At 58.9% G+C, this 24,661-nt stretch carries 25 protein-coding genes; 13 read left to right on the top strand and 12 right to left on the bottom strand.

Annotated elements, in window-relative coordinates; all coding sequences use genetic code 11:
* The first annotated feature begins 109 nt into the window (after window positions 1–109).
* The gene (locus H4P12_RS14495; RefSeq protein WP_187794368.1) at window positions 110–571 is read left to right on the top strand and encodes an Lrp/AsnC family transcriptional regulator; all 462 of its coding nucleotides are present in this window, start codon (window positions 110–112) and stop codon (window positions 569–571) included.
* Between the two features lie 79 nt (window positions 572–650).
* Here H4P12_RS14495 and hemH read toward each other — a convergent pair whose 3' ends face one another.
* Both hemH and H4P12_RS14485 read right to left on the bottom strand, forming a co-directional pair.
* A complete protein-coding gene (hemH, locus tag H4P12_RS14490) occupies window positions 651–1,688 on the bottom strand; it encodes a ferrochelatase (protein ID WP_187794367.1) in 1,038 nt (345 codons plus the stop codon).
* A complete protein-coding gene (locus H4P12_RS14485; protein ID WP_187794366.1) occupies window positions 1,685–2,524 on the bottom strand; it encodes a class I SAM-dependent methyltransferase in 840 nt (279 codons plus the stop codon). The genes hemH and H4P12_RS14485 overlap by 4 nt, the downstream gene beginning before the upstream one ends.
* A 31-nt stretch (window positions 2,525–2,555) precedes the next feature.
* On the opposite strand from H4P12_RS14485, the gene H4P12_RS14480 reads away from it, so the two are divergent.
* From H4P12_RS14480 to H4P12_RS14470, 3 genes are all read left to right on the top strand, one after another.
* A complete protein-coding gene (locus H4P12_RS14480) occupies window positions 2,556–3,296 on the top strand; it encodes a ComF family protein (RefSeq protein ID WP_187794365.1) in 741 nt (246 codons plus the stop codon).
* A complete protein-coding gene (gene grxC / locus H4P12_RS14475; RefSeq protein ID WP_246449302.1) occupies window positions 3,297–3,602 on the top strand; it encodes a glutaredoxin 3 in 306 nt (101 codons plus the stop codon). It begins immediately after the preceding gene.
* A gap of 197 nt (window positions 3,603–3,799) precedes the next feature.
* Window positions 3,800–4,285 carry a MarR family winged helix-turn-helix transcriptional regulator gene (locus H4P12_RS14470; RefSeq protein WP_246449301.1) on the top strand — a complete coding sequence of 162 codons (486 nt, stop codon included), beginning with the start codon at window positions 3,800–3,802 and terminating at the stop codon, window positions 4,283–4,285.
* 33 nt (window positions 4,286–4,318) lie between these two features.
* Here the strand turns inward: H4P12_RS14470 and ubiG are convergent, their stop codons facing one another.
* Window positions 4,319–5,053 carry a bifunctional 2-polyprenyl-6-hydroxyphenol methylase/3-demethylubiquinol 3-O-methyltransferase UbiG gene (gene ubiG, locus H4P12_RS14465; RefSeq protein WP_187794364.1) on the bottom strand — a complete coding sequence of 245 codons (735 nt, stop codon included), beginning with the start codon at window positions 5,051–5,053 and terminating at the stop codon, window positions 4,319–4,321.
* 48 nt (window positions 5,054–5,101) lie between these two features.
* Between ubiG and pip the strand changes: the two genes are divergently transcribed.
* The 6 genes from pip to infB all read left to right on the top strand — a co-directional run bounded on the left by pip (window position 5,102) and on the right by infB (window position 12,977).
* A complete protein-coding gene (gene pip, locus H4P12_RS14460) occupies window positions 5,102–6,073 on the top strand; it encodes a prolyl aminopeptidase (RefSeq protein ID WP_187794363.1) in 972 nt (323 codons plus the stop codon).
* A 277-nt stretch (window positions 6,074–6,350) separates the two neighbouring features.
* A complete protein-coding gene (locus H4P12_RS14455; protein ID WP_187794362.1) occupies window positions 6,351–7,271 on the top strand; it encodes a glycosyltransferase 61 family protein in 921 nt (306 codons plus the stop codon).
* A gap of 160 nt (window positions 7,272–7,431) precedes the next feature.
* Complete coding sequence (gene rimP / locus H4P12_RS14450) at window positions 7,432–8,055, top strand: ribosome maturation factor RimP (protein ID WP_187794361.1); 624 nt, start codon at window positions 7,432–7,434, stop codon at window positions 8,053–8,055.
* A 3-nt stretch (window positions 8,056–8,058) separates the two neighbouring features.
* Entirely contained in the window at window positions 8,059–9,735 is a 1,677-nt protein-coding gene (nusA, locus tag H4P12_RS14445) for a transcription termination factor NusA (protein ID WP_187794360.1), read from the top strand.
* Window positions 9,736–9,754: 19 nt separating this feature from the next.
* Complete coding sequence (locus tag H4P12_RS14440; RefSeq protein ID WP_187794359.1) at window positions 9,755–10,375, top strand: RNA-binding protein; 621 nt, start codon at window positions 9,755–9,757, stop codon at window positions 10,373–10,375.
* 7 nt (window positions 10,376–10,382) lie between these two features.
* Window positions 10,383–12,977, top strand: coding sequence for a translation initiation factor IF-2 (gene infB, locus H4P12_RS14435; RefSeq protein WP_187794358.1), 2,595 nt, complete (start codon window positions 10,383–10,385; stop codon window positions 12,975–12,977).
* 304 nt (window positions 12,978–13,281) lie between these two features.
* Here infB and H4P12_RS19070 read toward each other — a convergent pair whose 3' ends face one another.
* From H4P12_RS19070 to H4P12_RS14420, 4 genes are all read right to left on the bottom strand, one after another.
* The gene (locus H4P12_RS19070) at window positions 13,282–13,410 is read right to left on the bottom strand and encodes a hypothetical protein (RefSeq protein WP_281390471.1); all 129 of its coding nucleotides are present in this window, start codon (window positions 13,408–13,410) and stop codon (window positions 13,282–13,284) included.
* 120 nt (window positions 13,411–13,530) lie between these two features.
* Window positions 13,531–13,929, bottom strand: coding sequence for an 8-oxo-dGTP diphosphatase MutT (gene mutT / locus H4P12_RS14430; protein ID WP_187794357.1), 399 nt, complete (start codon window positions 13,927–13,929; stop codon window positions 13,531–13,533).
* Complete coding sequence (gene argJ / locus H4P12_RS14425) at window positions 13,926–15,179, bottom strand: bifunctional glutamate N-acetyltransferase/amino-acid acetyltransferase ArgJ (protein WP_187794356.1); 1,254 nt, start codon at window positions 15,177–15,179, stop codon at window positions 13,926–13,928. The genes mutT and argJ overlap by 4 nt, the downstream gene beginning before the upstream one ends.
* Window positions 15,179–16,024: a peptidylprolyl isomerase gene (locus H4P12_RS14420; RefSeq protein ID WP_187794355.1), complete on the bottom strand. Its 846-nt coding sequence runs from the start codon at window positions 16,022–16,024 to the stop codon at window positions 15,179–15,181. Before H4P12_RS14420 ends, argJ begins: the two co-directional genes overlap by 1 nt.
* Window positions 16,025–16,230: 206 nt before the next feature.
* Here H4P12_RS14420 and secA point away from each other — a divergent pair, with 206 nt between their 5' ends.
* A complete protein-coding gene (gene secA, locus H4P12_RS14415; protein ID WP_187794354.1) occupies window positions 16,231–18,948 on the top strand; it encodes a preprotein translocase subunit SecA in 2,718 nt (905 codons plus the stop codon).
* A gap of 69 nt (window positions 18,949–19,017) precedes the next feature.
* Here secA and fmt read toward each other — a convergent pair whose 3' ends face one another.
* The 4 genes from fmt to def (H4P12_RS14395) all read right to left on the bottom strand — a co-directional run bounded on the left by fmt (window position 19,018) and on the right by def (H4P12_RS14395) (window position 21,526).
* Window positions 19,018–19,911, bottom strand: coding sequence for a methionyl-tRNA formyltransferase (gene fmt / locus H4P12_RS14410; RefSeq protein WP_187794353.1), 894 nt, complete (start codon window positions 19,909–19,911; stop codon window positions 19,018–19,020).
* A 65-nt stretch (window positions 19,912–19,976) separates the two neighbouring features.
* Entirely contained in the window at window positions 19,977–20,480 is a 504-nt protein-coding gene (gene def / locus H4P12_RS14405) for a peptide deformylase (protein WP_187794352.1), read from the bottom strand.
* Between the two features lie 10 nt (window positions 20,481–20,490).
* Window positions 20,491–21,009, bottom strand: a complete 519-nt coding sequence (gene def, locus H4P12_RS14400) for a peptide deformylase (RefSeq protein WP_343069836.1) — start codon at window positions 21,007–21,009, stop codon at window positions 20,491–20,493.
* Complete coding sequence (gene def / locus H4P12_RS14395) at window positions 21,002–21,526, bottom strand: peptide deformylase (protein ID WP_187794351.1); 525 nt, start codon at window positions 21,524–21,526, stop codon at window positions 21,002–21,004. Before def (H4P12_RS14395) ends, def (H4P12_RS14400) begins: the two co-directional genes overlap by 8 nt.
* A gap of 86 nt (window positions 21,527–21,612) precedes the next feature.
* On the opposite strand from def (H4P12_RS14395), the gene H4P12_RS14390 reads away from it, so the two are divergent.
* The gene (locus H4P12_RS14390) at window positions 21,613–22,797 is read left to right on the top strand and encodes a MalY/PatB family protein (protein ID WP_187794350.1); all 1,185 of its coding nucleotides are present in this window, start codon (window positions 21,613–21,615) and stop codon (window positions 22,795–22,797) included.
* A gap of 37 nt (window positions 22,798–22,834) precedes the next feature.
* On the opposite strand, the gene H4P12_RS14385 is transcribed toward H4P12_RS14390, so the two are convergent.
* Window positions 22,835–23,278: a hypothetical protein gene (locus H4P12_RS14385; protein ID WP_187794349.1), complete on the bottom strand. Its 444-nt coding sequence runs from the start codon at window positions 23,276–23,278 to the stop codon at window positions 22,835–22,837.
* A gap of 145 nt (window positions 23,279–23,423) precedes the next feature.
* Here H4P12_RS14385 and H4P12_RS14380 point away from each other — a divergent pair, with 145 nt between their 5' ends.
* Window positions 23,424–24,383 carry an acetyl-CoA carboxylase carboxyltransferase subunit alpha gene (locus tag H4P12_RS14380; RefSeq protein WP_187794348.1) on the top strand — a complete coding sequence of 320 codons (960 nt, stop codon included), beginning with the start codon at window positions 23,424–23,426 and terminating at the stop codon, window positions 24,381–24,383.
* Window positions 24,384–24,661 lie beyond the last annotated feature (278 nt).

Genomic DNA, 24,661 nt, shown 5'->3' with positions numbered 1-24,661 from the left:
CCTCCCATCAATATTCTACCGAATTTTAACGGAAGTTCTTGCCTCAGAGGGATGCTCCGACAGATAATCTGGTAAATTTTTCTATAGCTTCGACAACAAAGGAAAAATATTGCCCGACCTTGACGAAACAGACCGCCACCTTCTCAGGCTGCTCCAACGCGACTCGACGCTGTCGACCCAAGCCCTGGCCGAAAAGACCGGCCTGTCGGCCTCACCCGCATGGCGGCGGGTCAAACGGCTGATCGACGAAGGCTATATCGCGCGACAGGTCGCCATCGTGCCGCCCATCAAGGCAGGCTTGCATGCCATAGCCTATGTGCAGGTGTCCCTGCTGGACCATACCGAGGCCTCGATCGGCAAATTCGACAGCTTCGTGCGAACCGAAGATCAGGTCATCGAATGTGCAACAATCACCGGAACCTCGGATTTCCTGCTAAAGATCGTGGCCCCGGACCCAGAAGGATTAGAGCATTTCATCATGCGCCGCCTGCTGGCCCTTGGCATCGTCCGCGGAACGGTCACGAATTTCGTGCTGCGTCAGACGAAATACACCACGGCGATGCCAGTGTAACCCTTCATCTTGGCAGAAATATCCCACGGGGGTCCGGGGGTGTGAAACCCCCGGTGCACCAACAGAAACGGGCGCAGACTTAGCTCTTTGACACCCAGCCACCGATGTTTTCACGCAGGATATTCATGATCACCTCGATATGCGAAGGATGGTCATTCAGGCACGGGACATAGGTGAAATCCTGACCGCCCGCATGTTCAAAACTCTCGCGGATCTCGCCATTGATTTCTTCCAGCGTTTCGATGCAATCGGACGCAAAAGCGGGCGAAATCACAGCAATATCCGTGTGCCCCTGCTTTGCCAGTTCAGCCACATGCTCGACCGTATAGGGGCGCAGCCATTCTTCGCGGCCGAAGACGGATTGGAAACTTGTGTCGATGATACCATCTTCCCACCCCAATGCCTGCTGCAGCAATCGCGTCGTTTTCTGGCAATGACAATGATAGGGGTCGCCCTGCTCCAAATAACGCCTTGGCATCCCGTGATAGGACGCGACCAGCTTTGACGGTTTTTTGTCGCCCAGCACACGGCGCACGGAATCGGCCAGCGCGGCAATGTAATCCGGGCGATCGAAATAAGGATCAATGGTGCGGACGGCGGGCTGCCAGGTCTGCTTCATCAACGCCCGGAAAAGCTGGTCATTCGCCGTGGCCGAGGTCGCGCCCGCATATTGTGGATACAGTGGCACAAAGACGATCCGGCGGCAGCCTGCCTTGACCATACGATCCAGCACATCCTCGGTTGAAGGATTACCATAGCGCATGCAGAACTCGACCATCACCTGATCGCCCCATTCCTGTTGGGCGCGGATGCGAAGGGCATCAGCCTGATCGCGGGTGATGGTCATCAGTGGGCTTTCACCCTTTTCCTCATTCCAGATCAGCTTGTAATTTTCGCCGGAACTGAAGGGACGCTTGGTCAGGATGATCCCCTGCAGGATCGGCTGCCATTTCCAGGCCGGCAGGTCGATCACACGCTTATCCGACAGGAATTCGTTCAAATAGCGCCGCATCGACCAATAATCATACCCATCCGGCGTGCCCAGATTGGCAATCAGGATCCCGGTTTTGGCGGCGTTGATTTTCTGGTGGTTCGCGGGCGCGGTGGCTGGCGTCATGTTTTCTTCCTGATCTCCTCCAGGGCGTCTGCAAGGCTTTTCTGTGCCGAGCCCGGACGAAGCGGTTTTTGTTGATTTGGCGCGGGCGCCCATCCGGTCAAGAAAACCAGATCAAAGGTTACGGCGACACGGGACGGATCGTCGCGGTCAGAATGATGTGCGGCCATGATGGAGTTTGCATGCGCAAAAACCTGCGCTTTGGTAGGATGGCGCAGACGGGCAGCCATGGCGTTCCCCTCACCCATGCCACGCAGATCGCGCGCCAGATGCAGAAGATCACGATAGCTGGCACGTTGGGGCAGCAGATCGGCGACCGGCAGCGCCAGCCCGGCCCGGCTCAGCAACGCACCTAGGTCGCGGATTTCGCCCATCGGCAGGATACGTGGCGACAAGCCACCCGATACTTCGGATTCAGCTTGGGCAAGGGCCGACCGCGCCTCTTGCAGGGTCTGCCCGCCGAACATCACGCCGATGAACAATCCATCCGGTTGCAAGGCACGGGCGCATTGCACAATCTGTCCGACCGGGTCATCAGCCCAATGCAGCGCCATGGCGTGAATGACCAGATCATAGCTGCCCGGCTGAAGTTCCAGCACGGCCTCGTCGCTGACGATGGTCGCATTCGGAAACTCGGCCTGCCAGAAATCCGGGAAACCCGTGACGATGGCGGGCTTCAGAAAGGTTCTGTTAACATCCGCCAGCCTATCGTGAATCTCATCGGCTGCGATTCGATGGAAGATATCGACAAAGCCCGACCGCAAGGCCCGCTGCCGTTGACGCAGCAATGCGGCGCGGTCGGTAAAGGCCGGACGGCCGTTATCTGCGAGGGTGTTCATGGGGCTGCAACATAAGATGCTTCGTGGGGCGATGAAAGGCGTGCTGCATCTGATATATCCGCCGCAATGCCTCGGCTGCGCCGCGTCGGTCACCGCGTCCACCGCCACGCAGGCCGATCTTTGCCACGATTGCTGGCGGGATACGCGTTTCATTACCGGCACATGCTGCCATCGCTGCGGCGCACCGTTGCCGGATGATGGCGCGGCGCAGACGGCGGATGCCGCACTGACCTGCGATGACTGCCTTGCCATCGCGCGGCCATGGACCAACGGGCGGGCGGCTTTGGTGTATTCAGGTATCGGTCGCCAGTTGGTTTTGTCATTGAAGCATTCCGACCGGCCCGATCTGGCCCCCGCCTTGGCCGGTTGGCTTGCCAGCGCCGCGCGCCCCTTGATCCGGCCAGACATGATCGTTGCCCCGGTTCCCCTTCATTTGCGGCGATTGTTCAAGCGAAAGTACAACCAGGCCGCATTGATGTCTGCGCATCTGTCGCGGACCTGTGACCTTGAACATCGCCCGGATCTGCTGATCCGTCGAAAGCACACGCAAATGCAGGATCATCGCGGTGTCGCCGACCGCTTTGAAAACCTGCGGGATGCGATTGTAATCCACCCGCGTCATGTCGCATTTGTGGCGGGACGCCGGGTGCTGCTGGTCGATGATGTCATGACCTCGGGGGCGACCCTGTCTGTGGCCACACAAGCGCTTTTGGAGGCCGGTTCCGGATCTGTTTCAGTCGCGGTGCTGGCGCGGGCGGTCAAGAATGATTAAATGGATGCCGAACCTGTTCTTGACGGAATGATGATGACCCAGCCTGCGATCACGATTTACACCACGCCGACCTGCCCGTTCTGCGTCCGCGCCAAGGCGTTGTTGAATCAGAAGGGCGTCAGCTTTGATGAAATCAACGTCGCAGCCGACCCGCAGTTGCGCGACGACATGATGCAGCGCGCCAATGGTCGGCGCTCGGTTCCGCAAATCTTCATCGGTGATGTGCATGTTGGCGGCAGCGATGATCTTTATGATCTGGAACGCGACGGCAAGCTGGACCAAATGCTTAGCGGTGAGATCGTCTGACCTGACGGGCTTTTGCCCATGGCCGGCAGCGAATTTGTAAGGGGTTTCGGTTGAAATATATTTTATTTCAACCAGTTGTGGCAAATGTAGTGCAAAGTAGAGTTTGATAAGCAGTCAAACTTTTAGGCAACTTGACCAAGCAAACCCCAATAGGGCACGGTTCCATCTTCCGTTCCCAGATCGCAAATGATGCTTCTATGGCTGTTCAGGCAATGAACCAAACTGCACGCGAAAAAGACAAGACCCTTTCGACAGAGAGTCTGGCCGCCAGCCTCTTTGCCGAGGTGTTGATTGCCGAACAACTGTCGCGCCACCTGATCAGCAAGGCGTTGCCGGGGGGAATGCAAATCTCGCATTTCTCGGTTCTCAACCTGTTGGCGCATGTGAATGAAGAACGCACCCCTGCCCAATTGGCAGAGGCTTTCCATGTGACGCGCGGGGCCATGACCAACACGCTGTCACGGCTGGAATGGGCAGGGCATATCCACATTCGCCCCGATTGGGACGATGCCCGGCGCAAATTCGTGTCCATTAGCCCGTCAGGTCGCGCCGCCCGTGACGCCGCGATCGCCGCCTTCATGCCGCTGATCGGTGGCGTGGTCAGCGACATCGGCCCAGAGCGAGTCCGCATCGCCCTGCCCGTATTGCGGGAACTGCGCTTGCGGCTCGAGGGCAGCGACTGATCACTGTCAACCACTCACTGTCGCCGGCAGACATCAGGCGGGATGCCGGCCCGTCATGATGTAATTTACCGACAGGTCGCGATGTGACAGGCTCCAATCCCAGGTCAGCGGATTGAAGACCATGCCGTAGCGGTCCACGACATCCAGCCCCGCAGCGGATGCCATTCCGCTCAATTCATCCGGGGTGATGAACCGGTTCCATTCATGCGTTCCTTTGGGGAGCCAGCGCATGACCCATTCGGCACCAATGATCGCAGCACCAAAACTTTTCGCGGTCCTGTTCAGCGTCGATGCGATGACCAAGCCGCCGGGACGGACAAGGTTGCGGCAGGTGGCGATGAACTCAGCCGGGTCGGCGACATGTTCGACAATTTCCAGCGCCAGAACGACGTCAAAGCGTTCCCCGGCATCGACCAGAGCTTCGGCGGTGGTTGCGCGATAGTCAATGTCCAACCCCTGTTGCTGCGCATGGAGGGTGGCGATGGCAATGTTCCCCTCGGCCGCGTCCGCGCCGACAACGGTTGCGCCCAACCGCGCCATCGGTTCAGACACCAGACCACCGCCGCAGCCGATATCCAGAATCCTGAGGTCTTCAAAGGGGCGCAGATTTCGCCGGTCACGCCCGAACTCGGCCGCAATCTGGGTGTCAATGTAATCCAGCCGCACCGGATTCATCATGTGCAACGGCTTGAACTTGCCCTTCGGATCCCACCATTCGGCGGCCATGGCTTCAAACTTGGCAATCTCGGCGGGGTCGATACTGGTCATGACTTTGTCCTTCTGGCGGGCGCCTGCGCTTGGCTCTATACTGACAATATGGATAGAATGGCAGAACAAAACGCCGTGTCACATGGTCGCCTTTACCCGGCGGGCGAGCCCTTTGCGCATCACAGAATGTCGGTGGGCGATGGCCATACCTTGTATGTCGAAGAATGCGGCCACCCTGATGGCCAGCCTGTCGTGGTGCTTCACGGCGGGCCGGGCGGCGGATGCAGTCCGTTCATGCGACGCTTCTTTGACCCCGAACACTACCGGGTCGTCCTGTTCGATCAACGCGGCTGCGGGCGGTCACGGCCAACGGCCTCGGTCGAGGCCAACACGACGCAACATCTGATCCGCGACATCGAACAGATCCGCACGACATTGGGCATCGAAAGCTGGCTGCTGTTTGGCGGCAGTTGGGGGGCGACGCTGGCGCTTGCCTATGCGCAGGCGCATCCGGGTCATGTCAGGGGGCTGATCCTGCGCGGCGTCTTTCTGGGCATGCAAGAGGAGTTGGACTGGTTTTACGGCGGCGGCGTCGCACGTTTCTTTCCCGACTACTGGGCGCAGTTCTGCAAACCGGTTCCATCGGAGGAGCGTGGCGACATGGTCGCCGCCTATCACAGGCGCCTGTTCAGTGACGACACCACCTTGCAGGGGCGCTTTGCCGTGCCATGGCTGGTTTGGGAAAATGCGCTGGCGGGCCTGCAATCATCGCCGGTCAGCCACGCCCCGCCAGATTACGCCCGCGCATTTGCGCGGCTGGAAAACCACTATTTCATCAATCGCTGTTTCCTTGACGAAGGTCAGCTTCTGCGCGACCGCCACCGGATACAGCATCTGCCCGCTGTCATCGTTCAGGGCCGTTATGACATGGTTTGCCCGCCGCAAAGTGCCTGGCGACTTGCCGAAAGTTGGGACAAATGTGAATTACGGCTGGTTCCGGCTTCAGGGCACGCCCTGTCCGAACCGCGCATTACCGTTGAACTGGTCAACGTGATGAACGGAATGCGCGATCTAGGATAGCTGCGCCCGCGCCGGATAAGGGGAACCACGCTCGGGGGCGAAAACTTGACGCGAATAAGGCTGCTGGCTATGGAGCCCACCTGTTTTTATCAACGAAGTTGGCCTTAGTATGAGACACCCGGCAGCACATTGGCTTGAATATCAGTCACGCAAGGCGGTTGGTCGGGTGGCAGGCAGGCCGTTCGATTTCGCGGCGACGCCGAAGTACATACCGTCCGCGCAACCTACCTCTGTTCCTTGTCGGCCGGCGCTGTTCAACCCTGATCATTTCTCGCGCGTGACCAAATGCGCATTTGGCGCCACGGTGGAGCAGTTGCACAAAGTGCTGACAGCAGATCATTACACCGAAACGCCGCTGGCGACATACGACCTGCGTGACGCAACCGTGATCGGAGGCATCATTTTCAACCGGGACGCCCCTGTGCTTCACTCCAGCTTCGTACAGGCAGGTCTTTCCGACATTCTGCGTTCAGCCCCGGTACTAGAGGATACGGTGCTGATAAATTCCATGGCTGGTCTTCGTTATTTCGGCCATTGGCTGGGCGACGACACCTCGGCGTTCGAGGCATTTCGTGGGCAATCGAATGTGATTTCTCTGCCATTGCCGGCATGGGACAACACGCCGGTCTATGCGTCCTTGTTCAATCACGACTGGTCGCAGCAAATGGTTGTCCGCAGCCGCAAATTAACTTTGGTGCGCGATCTGGGCTTCAGCCGAGCAAAGGCCGATCGCTATCGTACGCTGCGTGATCGGCTGCGTCAGAACTTTGGTACCGTGCCGGATAACCGAACCAAGATTGTTTTTTTGCGCCGTGGGCCAACAGGCGACCGAAGAGAGATCGCGAATTCGGCCGAACTGGAAAATCGCCTTGCGGCTGCAGGTGTCAGCATCGTCACCGCCGAGGGCGACACCCGGCAGCTGATTTCCCAGATGCTTGATGCTGCGGTGATCATCACAGTCGAAGGCAGCCAGAGTCGCCATGCAACATACAATCTGCGCGATGGTGGCGGTATGCTGACACTGTTGCCGCCGGATCGTTTCTATGTCGCGGCGCACGAGTGGTTGCGCTGTCTGGACATGCATAGCGGCATGGTCATCGGCAGCATGGCTGAGAGTGGCTTTACGATCGACCCCGACGAAGTGCTGGCGATGGTCGATCAGTTGCTGATGCGGATCGACCGGCAGGCAGCGGGCTGACAACGGCCGACCTCCCTGCCCCGTCCGTCGGTTTGGCTTGCATATTTTTCATTCGCCGCCTATATAGCATCTCAACAGCGGAGCAGGCTTCCACCCCCTGCCCCACCGAAGCACGATACGGGCCCGCTGGAAGGCCCGTTTTTCATTTCTAGGGGATCACATGTCCAACGACCTGATTGCCAAGACCGCCATTGACCGCCGTCTGGCCGAGATCATCTCGCCCGTGATCGAGGATCTGGGCTTTGAGCTGGTGCGCCTCCGCCTGCAAGGCGGCAAGACCGCGACCCTGCAAATCATGGCCGACCGCCCGGATGGTGGCATCAATGTGGACGATTGCGGCGATATTTCCGTTGCTGTCAGTGCCGCATTGGATGTCGAGGATCCGATTGAAGAAGCCTATCATCTGGAAGTTTCCAGCCCCGGCATCGACCGCCCTCTGACCCGGCTCAAGGATTTCGAAACCTTCGAGGGATATGAGGTCAGGCTGGAAACCAATCAGGCCATCGACAATCGCAAACGCTGGAAAGGTATTCTGGCAGGGGTCGAGGGTGATGAAGTTCTGCTGAATATCGACGAAAACGGCGAAACCCAGACCATCGGACTGAATTTTGACTGGCTCAGCGATGCTAAGCTGGTGCTGACCGACGAATTGATTCGCGAAATGCTGCGTCAGAAGAAAGAGGCGGGAGTCGAGATCGACAATCTGGACGAAACTGCCTTTGACGCAATCGAAACCGAAGATGACAACGAAGCGGGCGCAGACGGCGCCAATGCCAAGGAGTAAGTGATGGCAATCACCTCTGCCAACCAGCTTGAACTGTTGCAAACGGCTGAAGCCGTTGCACGCGAAAAGATGATCGAACCTGAACTGGTCATCGAAGCGATGGAAGACAGCCTCGCCCGTGCCGCGAAGTCGCGTTACGGCGCCGAGATGGACATCCGCGTCAAGATCGACCGCAAGACCGGCAACGCCACCTTCACCCGCGTTCGCACCGTTGTCGAAGACGAGCTGATCGAAAATTATCAGGCTGAGTTTTCGCCCGTGCAGGCAAAGCCTTACTTTGAAGCACAGCGCGATCCGGCCAATTTCTGGAGCCGCGAAGGCGAGCGTCTGGCAGATTTCGTCGGCGGTCCGCAAATCGGCGACGTGTTCCAGGAACAGGTTCCGCCAGTTGAACTGGGCCGGATTGCCGCCCAATCGGCCAAGCAGGTTATCCTGCAACGCGTCCGCGAAGCCGAACGTGATCGCCAGTATGAAGAATTCAAGGATCGCGCCAACACCATCATCAACGGTGTCGTGAAGCGCGAAGAATATGGCAACATCATCGTTGATGTGGGCCGTGGCGAAGCCATTCTGCGCCGCAACGAAAAGATCGGTCGCGAATCATATCGCCCGAACGATCGTATTCGCGCCTATGTCAAAGATGTGCGCCGCGAATCGCGTGGTCCGCAGATCTTCCTGTCGCGCACCGATCCGCAGTTCATGGCCGAACTGTTCAAGATGGAAGTGCCCGAAATCTATGACGGCATCATCGAGATCAAGGCAGTTGCCCGTGATCCCGGTTCGCGCGCCAAGATTGCCGTCATCAGCTATGACAACAGCATTGACCCGGTCGGTGCCTGCGTCGGTATGCGCGGCAGCCGCGTTCAGGCGGTTGTCGGGGAATTGCAGGGCGAAAAGATCGACATCATTCCGTGGAATGAAGATCAGGCCACTTTCCTTGTGAACGCGCTGCAGCCGGCCGAGGTCAGCAAGGTCGTGTTTGACGAAGAAGCCAACAAGATCGAAGTCGTTGTTCCGGATGAACAATTGTCGCTGGCCATTGGCCGTCGTGGCCAAAACGTGCGTCTGGCAAGCCAGTTGACCGGCCTTGATATCGATATCCTGACCGAGGAAGAAGAATCCAAGCGCCGTCAGGCTGAATTCAACACACGCACCCAGTTGTTCATGGACGCACTGGATCTGGATGAATTCTTTGCCCAGCTTCTGGTCGCCGAAGGCTTCACCGATCTGGAAGAAGTCGCCTATGTCGAACAGGATGAGTTGTTGTCCATTGAAGGCGTGGACGAAAGCACGGCGTCCGAGTTGCAGGCACGTGCCCGCGACGTATTGGAGGCCCGCAACAAAGCGGCGTTGGACAACGCCCGCGCACTTGGCGTTGAAGACAGCCTGGTTGAATTCGATGGCCTGACGCCCCAAATGCTTGAGGCGCTGGCGAAGGATGGCATCAAGACGCTGGAAGACTTTGCCACCTGTGCTGACTGGGAGCTGGCCGGTGGCTGGACCACGGTGAACGGCCAGCGTGTCAAGGACGAAGGCTTGCTGGAACCTTTTGACGTTTCGCTGGAGGAAGCGCAAAATCTGATCATGACCGCACGAGTCAGCCTTGGCTGGGTCGATCCCGCAGAGCTGGACGTCGCGAGTGCGGAAGAAGCGGAAGACGACCAGGAGGCCGGGGCCTGATCGCCCCGGACCAACCGGCATGAGCCGCGGCGGACGCGACAAAGACCGGACCGAGCCTGAACGGCGCTGCATCGTCACGGGCGAAGTGCAGCCCAAGGCGGGGCTGATACGGTTTGTGGTCGGGCCGGAAAGGGAAATTATCCCCGACCTGGCCGAAAAGCTGCCGGGCCGAGGAATCTGGGTTGTGGCCGACAAGGCCGCAATTGATAAGGCTGCTGCGAAAGGATTGTTTTCGCGCGCGGCAAAGATGCAGGTAACCGTCCCCGCAAACCTGGCTGACCTTGTAGAGGCAGGGCAGGCAAGACGGGTGGTCGATCTGGTTTCTCTGGCCCGGAAATCGGGCAGGGCAGTTGCCGGATTCGAAAAGGTAAAGGGCTGGCTGGCCGGTGGCGTCGCAAAGGTTTTGTTGCAAGCCTCGGACGGGTCAGACCGCGGAAAAGGCAAGTTGTGGACACCCACAGGCGGACGCTGGTTCGGCTGTCTGACGGCGTCAGAATTGGGTTTGTCCTTTGGTCGCGATCATGTCATACACGGCGCGCTTGCGGCGGGTGGCCTGACGGACAAGGTGATCTTGGAAGCCGGCAGACTAACGGGTCTGCGCGGGCATGACGGTGGCAATTCGGCCGCCGGGAAGGAATGAATACGCAATGAGCGACAAAGACGGAAATAAGACACTGGGTGTCGGCGGCGGTAGCGGCCGGTCCGGTCAGGTCAAGCAAAGCTTCAGCCACGGTCGGACCAAGAGCGTGGTCGTTGAAACCAAGCGCAAGCGCGTCGTGGTTCCCAAGCCGGGTCCGTCGCAGGGCGCTGCTTCGACCGACAAGCCCAAATCGCCGATGGTCGCCAAACATGCCGGCGACCCGTCGAAACGTCCCGCCGGCATTTCCGAAGCCGAAATGGAGCGTCGCCTGAAGGCTTTGGCGGCTGCCAAATCGCGTGAGGTCGAAGAGGCCGCCGCCCGCGCCGCTGATGAAAAAGCGCGCGAGGAAGAGCGCGAACGCCGTCGTGCCGAGATCGAGGCCAAGGAACGCGAAGAGCGCGAGCGTGAAGAAGCCTTGAAGGCGAAGGCCGAAGAGGAAGAACGCCGCGCCCGCGAAGCGGAAGCGGAAAAGCTTGCGAAGCAGAAAGAAGAACCCAAAAAGGAACAGCCCCGCGCCAAACCGGCAGCGGCTGCTGGTGCCGCAGCGCGTCCTGCAGCGCCGGATCAGGCTGCGATCGAAGCGGCTGCTGCACGCGCGGAAACCAAGGGTGTTTCGGCTGCAGGCCCCCGCAAAACCGATCGCGATCGCACCGACCGCGCCGCTGCCGAACGCGATTCGCGCAACAAGGCCGCCCGCGACGACAACCGTCGTTCGGGCAAGCTGTCGTTGAGCCAGGCGTTGGACGGTGAAGGCGGGCGGCAACGTTCGCTGGCGGCGATGAAGCGCAAACAGGACCGTGCCCGTCAAAAGGCGACGGGCGGCAATCAGCGTGTCGAAAAGCAGGTTCGTGATGTTCAGTTGCCGGAAACCATCGTGGTGTCGGAACTGGCAAACCGCATGGCTGAACGCGCGGCTGACGTCGTCAAAACGCTGATGAAAATGGGCATGATGGTGTCCATGAACCAGCCTATCGACGCAGATACCGCAGAGTTGGTGATCGAAGAATTCGGCCACCGCGCGGTTCGCGTGTCGGATTCGGACGTCGAACAGGTCATCGATACGATCGAAGACAAGGCCGAAGATCTGCAGCCGCGTCCTCCGGTCATCACGATCATGGGCCACGTTGACCACGGCAAAACGTCGTTGCTCGACGCGATTCGCAAGGCCAACGTGGTTTCCGGTGAGGCTGGCGGGATCACCCAGCATATCGGTGCTTATCAGGTGACGACGGAATCTGGCTCTGTCCTGACCTTCCTCGACACGCCCGGCCACGCGGCGTTCACCTCGATGCGCGCTCGTGGTGCCCAGGTCACCGATATTGTTGTTCTGGTCGTCGCGGCAGATGATGCCGTGATGCCGCAAACGGTCGAGGCGATTAACCACGCCAAGGCCGCAGGCGTGCCGATGATCGTCGCGATCAACAAGGTCGATAAACCGGCAGCCGATGTGAACAAAGTCCGCACCGATCTGTTGCAGCACGAAGTCGTTGTCGAAAAGATGTCGGGTGATGTGCAGGACGTTGAGGTTTCGGCGAAGACCGGCAAGGGCCTGGATGAGCTGCTGGAAGCCATCGCGTTGCAGGCAGAAATTTTGGAGCTGAAGTCCAACCCGAACCGCGCCGCTCAAGGTGCTGTGATTGAAGCGCAGCTCGACGTGGGGCGCGGTCCCGTCGCAACGGTTCTGGTGCAGAACGGCACCCTTCATCGTGGCGATATCTTTGTCGTCGGCGAACAGTGGGGTAAAGTTCGTGCGCTGATCAACGACAAGGGCGAGCGGGTCGAAGAGGCTGGCCCATCGGTTCCGGTCGAAGTTCTGGGCCTGAACGGCACGCCAGAGGCCGGCGATGTTCTGAACGTCGTCGAAACCGAAGCGCAGGCCCGTGAGATTGCGGATTACCGCAACCAGCAAAGCAAGGACAAACGCGCCGCTGCCGGTGCCGCAACGACGCTGGAACAGCTGATGGCAAAAGCCAAAGCTGATGAAAGCGTGGCCGAGCTGCCGGTCGTGGTGAAGGCCGACGTGCAAGGTTCGGCAGAAGCCATCGTTCAGGCGTTGGAAAAAATCGGCAACGATGAAGTCCGCGTCCGCGTGCTGCATTACGGCGTCGGGGCCATTACCGAATCCGATATCGGTCTGGCCGAAGCCTCGGGCGCGCCGGTCATCGGCTTCAACGTCCGTGCCAACGCACCGGCGCGCAATGCCGCGAACCAGAAAGGCGTCGAGATCCGCTATTACTCGATCATCTATGATCTGGTTGATGATATCAAAGCTGCGGCTTCGGGCCTGTTGTCGGCAGAGGTTCGCGAGAACTTCATCGGCTATGCGCAGATCCGCGAAGTCTTCAAAGTGACCGGCATCGGCAAGGTTGCTGGCTGTCTGGTCACCGAAGGCGTGGCGCGTCGTTCAGCCGGTGTTCGCCTGCTGCGCGACAACGTGGTGGTCCACGAAGGCACACTGAAAACGCTGAAGCGCTTCAAGGACGAGGTCAAAGAAGTTCAGTCGGGTCAGGAATGCGGTATGGCGTTCGAAAACTACGACGATATCCGCGTCAACGATGTGATCGAAATCTTCGAACGCGAAGAGGTCGAACGCTCGCTGTAAACAAAGCGTCCTTTCAAAACAGAAAACGGGCTGCAGAAATGCAGCCCGTTTTTTATGGATGGTTGTTTCGAGGGGCCTGGCAAGCGGTTGGACAGAAAGTCCAAGATGCCCATCCATCGCGACAGGTGAGAGCGCGTGGTCCGCCGAAACTGCGACCTGTTTCGGGATGCAACAAGCCGCGACATCAGCCTTAATGCGTGCAACCCAAACAAAACCCCAATGGTCTTGTGAGAAAACCTTGTCCGCGCCCGTTCAGCGGATCACCGCAAAATATGATCGTCTACCCTCTATCAGCTCCAGTGAATCACGGTGTAACCGGTTTGCCCTCATAGGTGCGCCCACCCACGCGAACAATCATGTTCCCATTCGGCGCCTGACTTTCAAACACACCCTGAATCAGAATGTAGCTGCCAACAGATACTGTGCGAATCATGTCAAACTCTCCTTCTCCGTAAGCATCAGCCTAGGTCAGCAAATGTTAACAAGAAACAAAGTTTTCGACGGCCACCCTAATTTGTATGAATATTATGTGACGGTAGTTGAGTTTGTGGAATTATAGCCACATCTGCAAGGCCGGGATCAGCGGGATGTCCGCTGGCGGCATGTCATAGCTGCGCAGATCGTTTGATCTGACCCAGGCAAGCTTCTGCCCTTCTTGCGGCTGGACGATTCCCTGCCACTTGCGGCAGGCATAAACCGGCATCAACAGGTGGAAATCATCATAGCTGTGGCTGGCAAAGGTCAGCGGCGCAAGGCAGCTGGTCCAGGTGTCAATGCCCAGCTCCTCATGCAGTTCCCGGATCAGGGCAGCCTCGGGCGTTTCTCCGTGCTCGACCTTGCCGCCGGGAAACTCCCATAGACCGGCCATGGACTTTCCCTCAGGGCGCTGCGCCAAAAGCACGCGCCCGTCGGGATCAATCAGCGCAACGGCAGCAACCAGAACCGTCTTCACGAGCGATAATCCGCATTGATATCAATATAGCCGTGGGTCAGATCGCAGGTCCAAACCGTGCGCGCGCCCTGCCCCAGACCAAGATCGACGCCGATGATCAGATTCTGGTTCTTCATGTAAGCGCTGGCCTTTTCTTCGTCATAACCGGGCGAACGCCAGCCTTTTTCCGCCAGAACCATGTCACCAAAACTGATCTTCAGCAGGTCGCGATCAGCCTCGGCCCCGGATTTACCGACCGCCGCAACGATACGGCCCCAATTGGCATCCTCGCCGGCAATCGCGGTCTTGACCAGCGGCGAATTTGCAACTGCCATTGCAACCCGATGCGCATCATCTTCGGACGCGGCACCAGTTACCTGAATTTCCACGAATTTAGACGCCCCTTCGCCGTCACGAACGACAAGTTGGGCCAATTCTCGCATCACGCCATGCAAAGCCGCGACGAAAGCCTGACCTTCGGTCGAGGATAAATCGGTGATTTCAGCCGCATCGCTGCGCCCGGTCGCCGCGACAATCAGCGCGTCCGAGGTTGACGTATCGCTATCAACCGTGATCGCGTTGAAGGTCGAAGCCAGCCCCCCCACCAATGCGCCCTGCAGCAGCGGCGCTGAAATCCTGGCGTCGGTGAAGATATAGACCAACATCGTTGCCATATCCGGCGCGATCATGCCGGACCCCTTGGCGATCCCGGCGATGCGGATCTGTCCACCATCGCCCTTTACCGTGGCCGAGGCACCCTTGGGAAATGTATCCGTTGTCATGATGGCACGGGCTGCAGCCGCCACACCCGCTTCGTCCAGACCGGCTTTCAGATCGCCAACGATCGCGATAATTCGATCATGCGGCAGCGGCTCTCCGATCACACCGGTCGAGGATGAGAACACCCGGTTCTGCGGCAGGCCAAGCGCATCCGCGACAGCCCCCGTCACCGCCGCGACCGATTCCAGGCCGCGCGCACCAGTAAAGGCGTTTGCATTGCCCGAATTGACGATAATCGCAGCGCCCGCGTTGGTATCGGCGTTCTGCGCCAGTTTGGCCTGATTATCCAGAACACAGGCTGCGCGGGTCGAGGATTTGGTGAAGGCCCCTGCGATCGAAGAGCCTTCGGCAATGCGAATCAGCGTCACATCCGTGCGACCCTGATATTTGACGCCCGCAGCACCGCTGGAAAACTCGACGCCAGCGATAACAGGCAATTCCGGAAAGCTGGCCGGTGCCAGCGGTGACACGGGAAGCCCAGCCTTGCCCATTATTCGGCCTCCAGCAGCGCGTCGTTGTTCATGGCTTCTGCCGGGATACCTTCGGTCTTTTCGACCTTCGCATCACCGACCAGCCGTTCAACCTCGGCCTCGAGCTTTTCGCGACGGACCATCTGCTCGACCTCGGTGCGGACTTCCTCCAGCTTCGGAACTTCGCGCATACGCGTGTCGTTCAACTGAATGACATGCCAGCCAAAATCGCTTTGCACCGGGTCGGAAATCTGTCCCTTTTCAAGGGCCTGAACCGCCTTGGCAAAGGGTTCGACCATCATTTCGGCCGAAAACCAGCCCAGATCGCCTTTATTTTGGCTGGAATTATCGGTCGATTTTTCGGCTGCCACCTCGCCAAAATCAGCCCCTTCATCCAGGCGTTGCTTGACCTCTTTCGCCTCGTCTTCGGTCGCGACAAGGATATGGGCGGCAGAATATTCTTCGACCGGCGCGGCATCGGCGAACAGTCGGTCATAGGCGGCCTGAATTTCTGCATCGGTGGGTGCGGCTTCTGCCAGCTTCGTCACGGCAGCAGTCGCCAGCGTATTGCGGCGCTGCAACTCCAGTTGCGCGCGAACGCCCGCGTTTTCGGCACCCTCGCCCGCCATCACGGCCTGACGCACCAGCTGGTCCAACAACATATCCCACAGATCCTGTGCGGGCAGCGCCGCCACAGAAGGATCCTGCATGGACTGCTTCATCACGATCATCTGACCCAATGTAATGTCCTGGCCGTTCACGGTCGCGACAACAGTCTCGGCCGTCTGATCCTGCGCCAACACCTGAACCGGGGTCATCAACGGCACGGCGAACAGAACAGCGGCAAGTAGCGATGGTTTGAACATGAAAATCCCTATATTATGATGCCCAGACCGCTTGAATGGCTGGGCCAGCGTTGACAGTCAGGCAAGCGGCGCATACATCCCAGCCAACTCCGAGGAAGGCGCCACCGCCGCTTTTCGTTCAGGCCCCTGATACGGCAACGCGGTCGGTACGGGCAAGTAGTGCCGCCCGAGACTGCCTTTCCCAACAACGTGATTGCGAAGGTAATATGCTCGGCATTGGAAATCTGGCGAAGAAAGTCTTTGGCACACCGAATGATCGGAAAGTCAAAGGAACGCGAGCGCTGGTCGCACGCATCAACGCGCTTGAAGAACAGTTCAAACCGCTGACCGATGATCAGCTGATTGAAAAGACGCGCGAATTTCAGGACCGCATCGCCAAGGGCGAAGACCTTTACGATCTGCTGCCCGAGGCATTTGCCAATTGCCGCGAAGGTGCGCGTCGTGCGCTTGGCCTGCGCGCGTTCGATGTCCAGCTGATGGGCGGGATTTTCCTGCATCAGGGTAACATTGCCGAGATGAAGACGGGCGAGGGCAAGACCCTTGTCGCAACCTTCCCTGCCTATCTGAATGCGCTTGGTGGCAAGGGCGTGCATGTCGTGACCGTCAACGACTATCTGGCCAAACGCGACGCCGAATGGATGAGCAAGGTTTTCGCCCAACTGGGCCTGACCACCGGCGTCGTCTATCCGTTCCAGCCCGAACCCGAGAAGCGTCAGGCCTATGCCGCGGACGTGACCTATGCCACGAATAACGAACTGGGCTTCGACTATCTGCGCGACAATATGAAGGGCAGCGTGGCCGAAATGGTCCAGCGTGGCCATAACTTCGCCATCGTGGACGAGGTCGACTCGATCCTGATCGACGAAGCACGGACGCCGCTGATCATCTCTGGCCCATCGCAGGATCGCAGCGAACTTTACGTGACGCTGAATGCATACATCCCGCTTCTGACCGAAGAACATTACAAGCTGGATGAAAAGACCCGGAACGCCACCTTCACCGAGGAAGGGAACGAGTATCTGGAACAGCGCCTGCAGGCCGAAGGCATCCTGCCGCAGGATCAGACGCTGTATGACCCGGAATCGACCACCATCGTCCACCACGCCAACCAAGCCCTTCGGGCGCACAAGCTGTATACCCGCGATCAGCATTACATGGTCCGCGACGGCGAGGTGATGCTGATCGACGAATTCACCGGCCGCATGATGAAGGGCCGCCGCCTGTCCGACGGCCTGCATCAGGCCATCGAAGCCAAGGAAGGCGTCACGATCCAGCCGGAAAACGTCACCCTTGCCTCGGTCACCTTCCAGAATTACTTCCGTCTGTATAACAAGCTGGCCGGCATGACCGGGACCGCCGCCACCGAGGCGGACGAATTCGCGGAAATCTACAAGCTGGGCGTGGTCGAGGTTCCGACGAATCGTGGCATCCAGCGTCTGGATGAACATGACCGCGTCTATCGCACGGGGGGCGAAAAATACGAAGCCGTGGTCGAAGCGATCAAGGAAGCCCATGCCAAGGGCCAGCCAACCCTTGTCGGCACCACCAGCATCGAGAAATCCGAAATGTTGTCCGAGGTCCTGAAGCAGGCCGGCATCCCCCATAACGTTCTGAACGCCCGCCAGCACGAGGCCGAAGCCCAGATCGTCGCCGATGCCGGCAAGCTGGGCGCGGTGACCATCGCCACCAACATGGCGGGCCGGGGAACTGACATTCAGTTGGGCGGCAATGTCGAAATGAAAGTGATGGAGGCGCTGAAGGCCGATCCCGAAGCCCATCCCGATGAATTGCGCGCCACGATCGAGGCGGAACACGCCGCGGCCAAGCAGCAGGTTCTGGATGCTGGCGGCCTGTTCGTTCTGGGCACCGAACGCCACGAAAGCCGCCGGATCGACAACCAGCTGCGCGGTCGTTCCGGCCGTCAGGGCGATCCCGGCCGTTCGCTGTTCTTCCTGTCGCTGGACGACGACCTGATGCGCATCTTTGGATCCGAGCGTCTGGACAAGGTTCTGTCCTCTCTGGGAATGAAAGAGGGCGAGGCGATCATCCACCCTTGGGTCAACAAATCGCTGGAACGCGCGCAGGCCAAGGTCGAAGGCCGCAACTTCGATATCCGCAAGCAATTGCTGAAATTCGACGATGTGATGAACGATCAGCGCAAGGCGATCTTTGGCCAGCGCCGCGAAATCATGGACAGCGATGAGGTCGGTGAAATTGCGGGCGATATGCGCCATCAGGTCATCGACGATCTGGTCGATGATTTCATGCCGGAAAAATCCTATCCCGAACAATGGGATCTGCCCGGCTTGAAAGAGGCGGTTCGCGAAAAGCTGAACATGAACCTGCCTGTCGAGGAATGGGCCGCCGAGGAAGGCGTCGATCAGGAAGCAATTCGCGAACGCATTCAGGACGCGACCGACACCTATATGGCCGACAAGGCGCAGGCGTTCGGCGAAGAAAACATGCGCATGATCGAAAAGCAGGTTCTGTTGCAGATGATCGACCAGAAATGGCGCGACCACCTCCTGACGCTGGAACATCTGCGCTCGGTCGTGGGCTTTCGCGGCTATGCACAGCGCGACCCGCTGTCAGAATATAAAACCGAAGGCTTCCAGCTGTTCGAAACGCTTCTGGATGGCCTACGCTTCGACGTGACGCAGCGGCTGGCCCAAATCCGCCCGCTGACCGATGCCGAACGCGAAGAAATGCTACGCCAGATGGAACAGCAGCAGAAAGAATCGCAAGAGCATCTGACGCTGGAGCATGGCAACGACACCCAGTCGGGTGATGCCGCTGACAAACCCACACCGCTGGTTCGCGGGTTTGACGAAAACGACCCGTCGACATGGGGCAACCCGTCACGCAATGACCTTTGCCCCTGCGGTTCGGGCAAGAAATTCAAACATTGCCACGGTTCAATCTGATCGTGCAGATCATAACCCAAAAGGCCGCCCGATCAGGCGGCCTTTTTCTTTAAGCTGACCACGCCGAGATCAATCCAGTCTTGCCGGCAGCGACCACCCTTTCAGCAAGGCATCCGCCGACATCGGCTTCTTGCCTGCCCGTTGTGCCTCGGCAATCTCGACCGCACCGTCGCCGCAGGCGATTACAAAGCCCGACAACACCTCGCCCGGCGCGCCCTTCCCCGTTACGATACGGCTGCGCAACAGCTTGACCCGCTCGCCCGCAATCTCGCACCACGCGCCGGGAAAGGGCGACAGCCCCCGGATTACCCGATCCACCTCGACAGCCGGGCGGGCCCAGTCGATCCGTGCCTCTGCCTTGTCGATTTTTTCTGCATAAGTGACGCCCTCATCGGGCTGTGCGACGCCCTCCATGGGCAGCCGCGCCAGAACATCGCCGATCAGCGAGGCTCCCATCACCGACAATCGGTCATGCAGATCGGCCGTCGTTTCCTCGGTGCCGATATCGGTCCGGCGTTCGGCCAGAACCGGCCCCGTATCCAGTCCGGCCTCCATCTGCATGATCGCGACACCCGTCTGGCGATCCCCGGCCATGATCGCGCGATGTATCGGCGCGGCCCCCCGCCAGCGCGGCAACAAAGAGGCGTGGATATTCAAGCAGCCCAACCGGGGCATATCCAGCACGGCCTGCGGCAAGATCAACCCATAGGCGACGACAACAGCCACATCCGCCTGCAATGCTGCGAAATCCGCCTGCGCCTTCGCGTCACGCAGCCTGACCGGCGTGCGCACCTCGATGCCCAGATCCTCAGCCGCCTGATGCACGGCTGACGGGCGCGGCTTTTGCCCCCGCCCCGCCTGACGAGGGGGCTGCGAATATACGGCAACAACATCATGCGCCGCTGCGATCGCCCGTAAGGCAGGCACCGAAAATTCGGGCGTTCCCATGAAAACGACGCGCATCGTAGACCCTTTCTTCTTTGTAATAATACCCCGCAGGGGGTCCGGGGGACGCGAAGTCCCCCGCGCTATCCACGCCGTGCGACCTTGGCCGATTTCTGAACCAACATCTTGCGCCGCAAGGGTGACAGATGATCGACATACATTCGACCGTTCAGATGGTCGATCTGATGTTGCACGCTGGTCGCCCACAGACCTACAAAATCGCGGTCCTCGATCTCACCCGCCTCATTCAGAAACCGAACGGTGACCGCACGCGGACGGCTGATCTGGGCGAAGACGCCGGGCAGATTTGGGCTGGCCTCGTCATGGCTGCGCGATTGCACGCTTTCATGCAGGATTTCCGGGTTCGCCATCCGCACCGCCTGCCCACGCTTCTCGGATGCGTCCACAACCGCCAGCCGCAACATGATCCCGATTTGCGGCGCAGCCAGCCCGACACCGGGCATCGCGTCCATCGTATCGACCATGTCATCCCAAATCATGCGGACCGTTTCATTCACCTCGGTCACAGGCCCGGCCGGGATATGCAGGCGTCGGTCGGTATAAGGAAGAAAAGGGCGAACGGTCATCTATTATGATCTATTCGACATCAACGATCAGCCGACCGTTCAGGTGATCAATCTCGTGCTGGGCAATGCGTGCGGATAGCCCTGTCAGCGTTTGACTGTGAAACAGGCCGCGCAGATCATACCATGCAATCTGGATGCTTTCGGGGCGCGTCACCTCGACCGGGCGGTCAGGAATGGACAGGCATTGCTCCTGCATCGACACCTGCACATCAGAGAAAGACAGGATTTCAGGGTCCGTCATCACCACCGGCTCTGAGACGCCACCCTTCCAGGTCGCGTCCATCACGAACACCCGCCGCATCACCCCGATCTGAGGCGCGGCAAGGCCGCGTCCACCTGCATGATACATGGTTGCAAGCAAAGCCGCAGCAAGCCGCGTCAGCTCTAATCCAGACAAGTAACCCGACGGGGCGCAGTTTTCGCGCAACATGGGGTCAGGATAAATCAGGATATCCCGCACAGTTCCACCGGCAAGCGCCACTGGCAGGTTGGGGGCGATGAAGCCGATTTTGGCACCGCTATCAGGCACGTGCTTTCTCACGCTTCAACTTGACCATCTTGCGTGTGATCATCTGACGTTTGACCATGGACAGGTGGTCGATGAACAGGACGCCATTCAGGTGGTCCAGCTCGTGCTGGGCACAGGTCGCCCAAAGTCCGTCAAAATCTTCTTCATGCGTTTTGCCATCCAGCCCCAGCCAGCGCATGCCCACCTGTTTCGGGCGCGTCACTTCAGCATATTGATCGGGGATGGACAGGCAACCTTCTTCATAGGTGTTCTGTTCGTCCGAGGTCCAGGTGACTTCGGGATTGAGCAATACCAAAGGACGCGGTTCGGCTTCGGGGTCGCGGGTTGCGTCCATCACGAACAGGCGCCACGCGACCCCGATCTGCGGCGCGGCAAGGCCAATACCGGGCGCATCATACATCGTGGCAAGCATATCTGCTGCCATTGCCTCGATCTCTGGCGTGACCCGCGCAACCGGCTCGGCCATCTTCTTGAGGCGGGGATCGGGATGGATCAGAATGGGACGCAAGTTTCTCATGTAAGCCATGTAGGCCATGGCTTCACCATAAGCAACAACCCGCGTATGCAGGGAAAAACGGATTTCAGATCAGGGGACGGAGGATCATGGCAAAACCGGATTTCGATGAGGTAATCGACCGCGTTGGCACCCGTTGTTCGAAATGGGACGACATGCAGGCAGGCTACGGCGTTGCACCCAAGGAGGACGGTCTGGCCATGTGGGTTGCGGATATGGATTTCCGCCCGCCAACCGCCGTGCAAAAGGCGGTCGAGGCCGCTGCGGCACATGGTGTTTATGGCTATCCGGGGACGAATGAACCCTATCTGAACGCAATCAAATGGTGGATGGCCAACCGTCACGGCTGGGAAATCGACACAAGCTGGGTTCTGACCTGCGCCGGTCTGGTCAATGGGGTCGGCATGGCGGTGGACGCCTTTACCCAACCGGGCGAAGGCGTGATCGTCATGAGCCCGGTTTATCACGCCTTTGGCCGCGTCGTTCGTGCAGCCGGACGCGACCTGATCGAACTCCCGCTGAACGTCGTAGACGGCATTTACCGTATGGACTGGTCCGCTTGGGAATCCATGCTGACGGGCAAGGAAAAGCTGATGATCCTGTGTTCGCCGCATAACCCCGGCGGGCGCGTCTGGTCGGATGCGGAACTGCGCGAGGTGGCCGACATCTGTCAGCGCCACAACCTGATCCTTGTGTCCGATGACATCCATTGCGATCTGGTCATGCCGGGGCACAAGCATCGCATCATCGCCAATGTCGTTCCAGAAATTACCAGCCGTCTGGTGATGCTGACCGCCGCCACCAAGACGTTCAATATCGCAGGTGCGCATATCGGAAATGCCATCATCCCTGATCAAACGCTGCGCAATCAGTTCAAGGGGGCGCTGATGGCACGCGGCGTTTCGGTGGGCATGCTGGGCATGGACATGGTCGCGGCCGCCTACTCGCCCGAAGGGGCCGATTGGGTCGATGCGCTTGTCGAATACCTGAACGAAAATCGCCGGATCTTCGATGAAGGCATCAACGCCATCCCCGGCGTCAAATCCATGCCGCTGCAGGCCACCTATCTGGCATGGGTCGATTTTTCCGGCACTGGCATGTCGCCAGCCGAATTCACCGCGCGGGTCGAAAAAACGGCACGCATTGCTGCCAACCACGGCGCGACATTTGGCAAGGGCGGCGACACCTATCTGCGCTTCAACCTCGCCACGCCCCGTAGTCGCGTGAACGAGGCAGTGCGTCGTCTGCAAGACGCCTTTGCCGATCTACAGTAAAGCACCTGTGCGGGCGACAAGGCCCGCACCCTCTGCCTCAGATCGTTTTCAGATCTATCCGCCCGGCCTGATAGGCTTTCAGGCAATCGGTCGCGTCCTTCCGCGTATCTTCGGCCAGAAGCTGGGTTTCCGTCATGCCCGGTCCTTCAAAACGCGGATCGTCGCATTCATTGTCATTGGCCCATTCGCTTTCGTCCGTGCCGAACTCGATCCCGTCGACGATGACCGTTTCGGTCGCAGCCTCGCGCAGAGTCAGTTGACCGGCCTTGAAGCCCTTGGCGCAATCGGTTCGATCGTGGCCTATATCTTCGTCCAAAAGCACTGTGCCGGTCATTCCTGGCCCAACGAAGCGCTTGTCATCGCATTCACCATCATTGGCCCACTGCCCCTCATCATCTCCGAAATCAATATTCTGGGCGAATGCCGGGACGGACAGACCTTGACCCGTCACAAGCAGGAAAGAAAAAATGACGGCCTTCACATCGGTCTCCTGAGATTGGGTCGTTAGGTTCGCTTCATGATAAAGCCATTCCGCGCGGATGACAGCACAGACTGCGACCTTGCGTTGCAATCTGCCGCCAAGACCCTCATATAGTCACAAACCAAACGCCCCGGAGCAGTAGCGCATGGTCTATCTGGATTTCGAAAAACCACTTGCCGATATCGAAGGCAAGGCCGAAGAACTTCGTGCCATGGCCAAGAAGGACGAAGGCAGCGTCGACGTCGAGAAAGAGGCCGCGGCGCTGGACAAGAAATCCGGCGAATTGCTGAAGGATCTTTACAAGACCCTAACCCCGTGGCGGAAGACGCAGGTGGCCCGTCACCCGGATCGCCCGCATTGCAGCGACTATATCAACGCGCTGTTCACCGAATATACGCCGCTTGCTGGCGACCGCGCCTTTGGCGACGACCATGCCGTCATGGGCGGTCTGGCGCGTTTCAACGATGCGTCCTGCATCGTCATCGGACATGAAAAGGGCAACGATACCAAATCCCGCATCAGCCACAATTTCGGCATGGCCCGCCCCGAAGGCTATCGCAAAGCCATCCGCCTGATGGATATCGCGAACCGTTTTGGCCTGCCGGTGATTACGCTGGTTGATACGCCCGGTGCCTATCCCGGCAAAGGTGCCGAAGAACGCGGCCAGTCCGAGGCGATCGCCCGCTGCACCGAAAAATGCCTGCAAATCGGTGTGCCACTGGTCAGCGTCATCATTGGTGAAGGCGGATCAGGTGGTGCAGTTGCCTTTGCTACGGCGAACCGGATCGCCATGCTGGAACATTCGATTTATTCGGTGATTTCACCAGAAGGCTGTGCCTCGATCCTGTGGAAGGATGCGGAGCGGATGCGAGAAGCGGCCGAAGCATTGCGCCTGACAGCGCAGGATCTGAAAAAACTGAATGTCATCGATGGCATCATCCCCGAACCGATGGGTGGCGCGCAGCGCGACCCACAAGCGGCAATTCAGGCGGTTGGCAAGGAAATCGCCGCCATGCTGGGCGAATTGCAAGGCAAGAAACGGGCCGATTTGATCAAGGATCGTCGCGAAAAATTCCTGAACATGGGTTCCAAATCGCTGGCATGATACCTCAGAACGGATTGTAGTATTTTGGCAACGGCCATTCCGCTTGTCCGGGATGGCCGTTTTTATATGTTGCCCGACAATCATAGTCGCGCCATCCAATAGTCCTGCCCAATTTTACAACCACAGGAGGGGCAAGCATGACCGATTACGCAAATGCCGCCACCCTTCGCGCGTTTTGGGCGATGTCAGGCCTGCGACAGGTCTGATCCAGACACCCGGCAAGGGTTCTTTCTGAAAAGACAGCCTGACTGAAACGCATTCGCGTGCCCGGTCCGCAT

The sequence above is a fragment of the Paracoccus amoyensis genome (assembly GCF_014490725.1).
Taxonomy (GTDB): Bacteria; Pseudomonadota; Alphaproteobacteria; order Rhodobacterales; family Rhodobacteraceae; genus Paracoccus; species Paracoccus amoyensis.
This window is presented reverse-complemented; position numbering and strand designations above follow the sequence as displayed.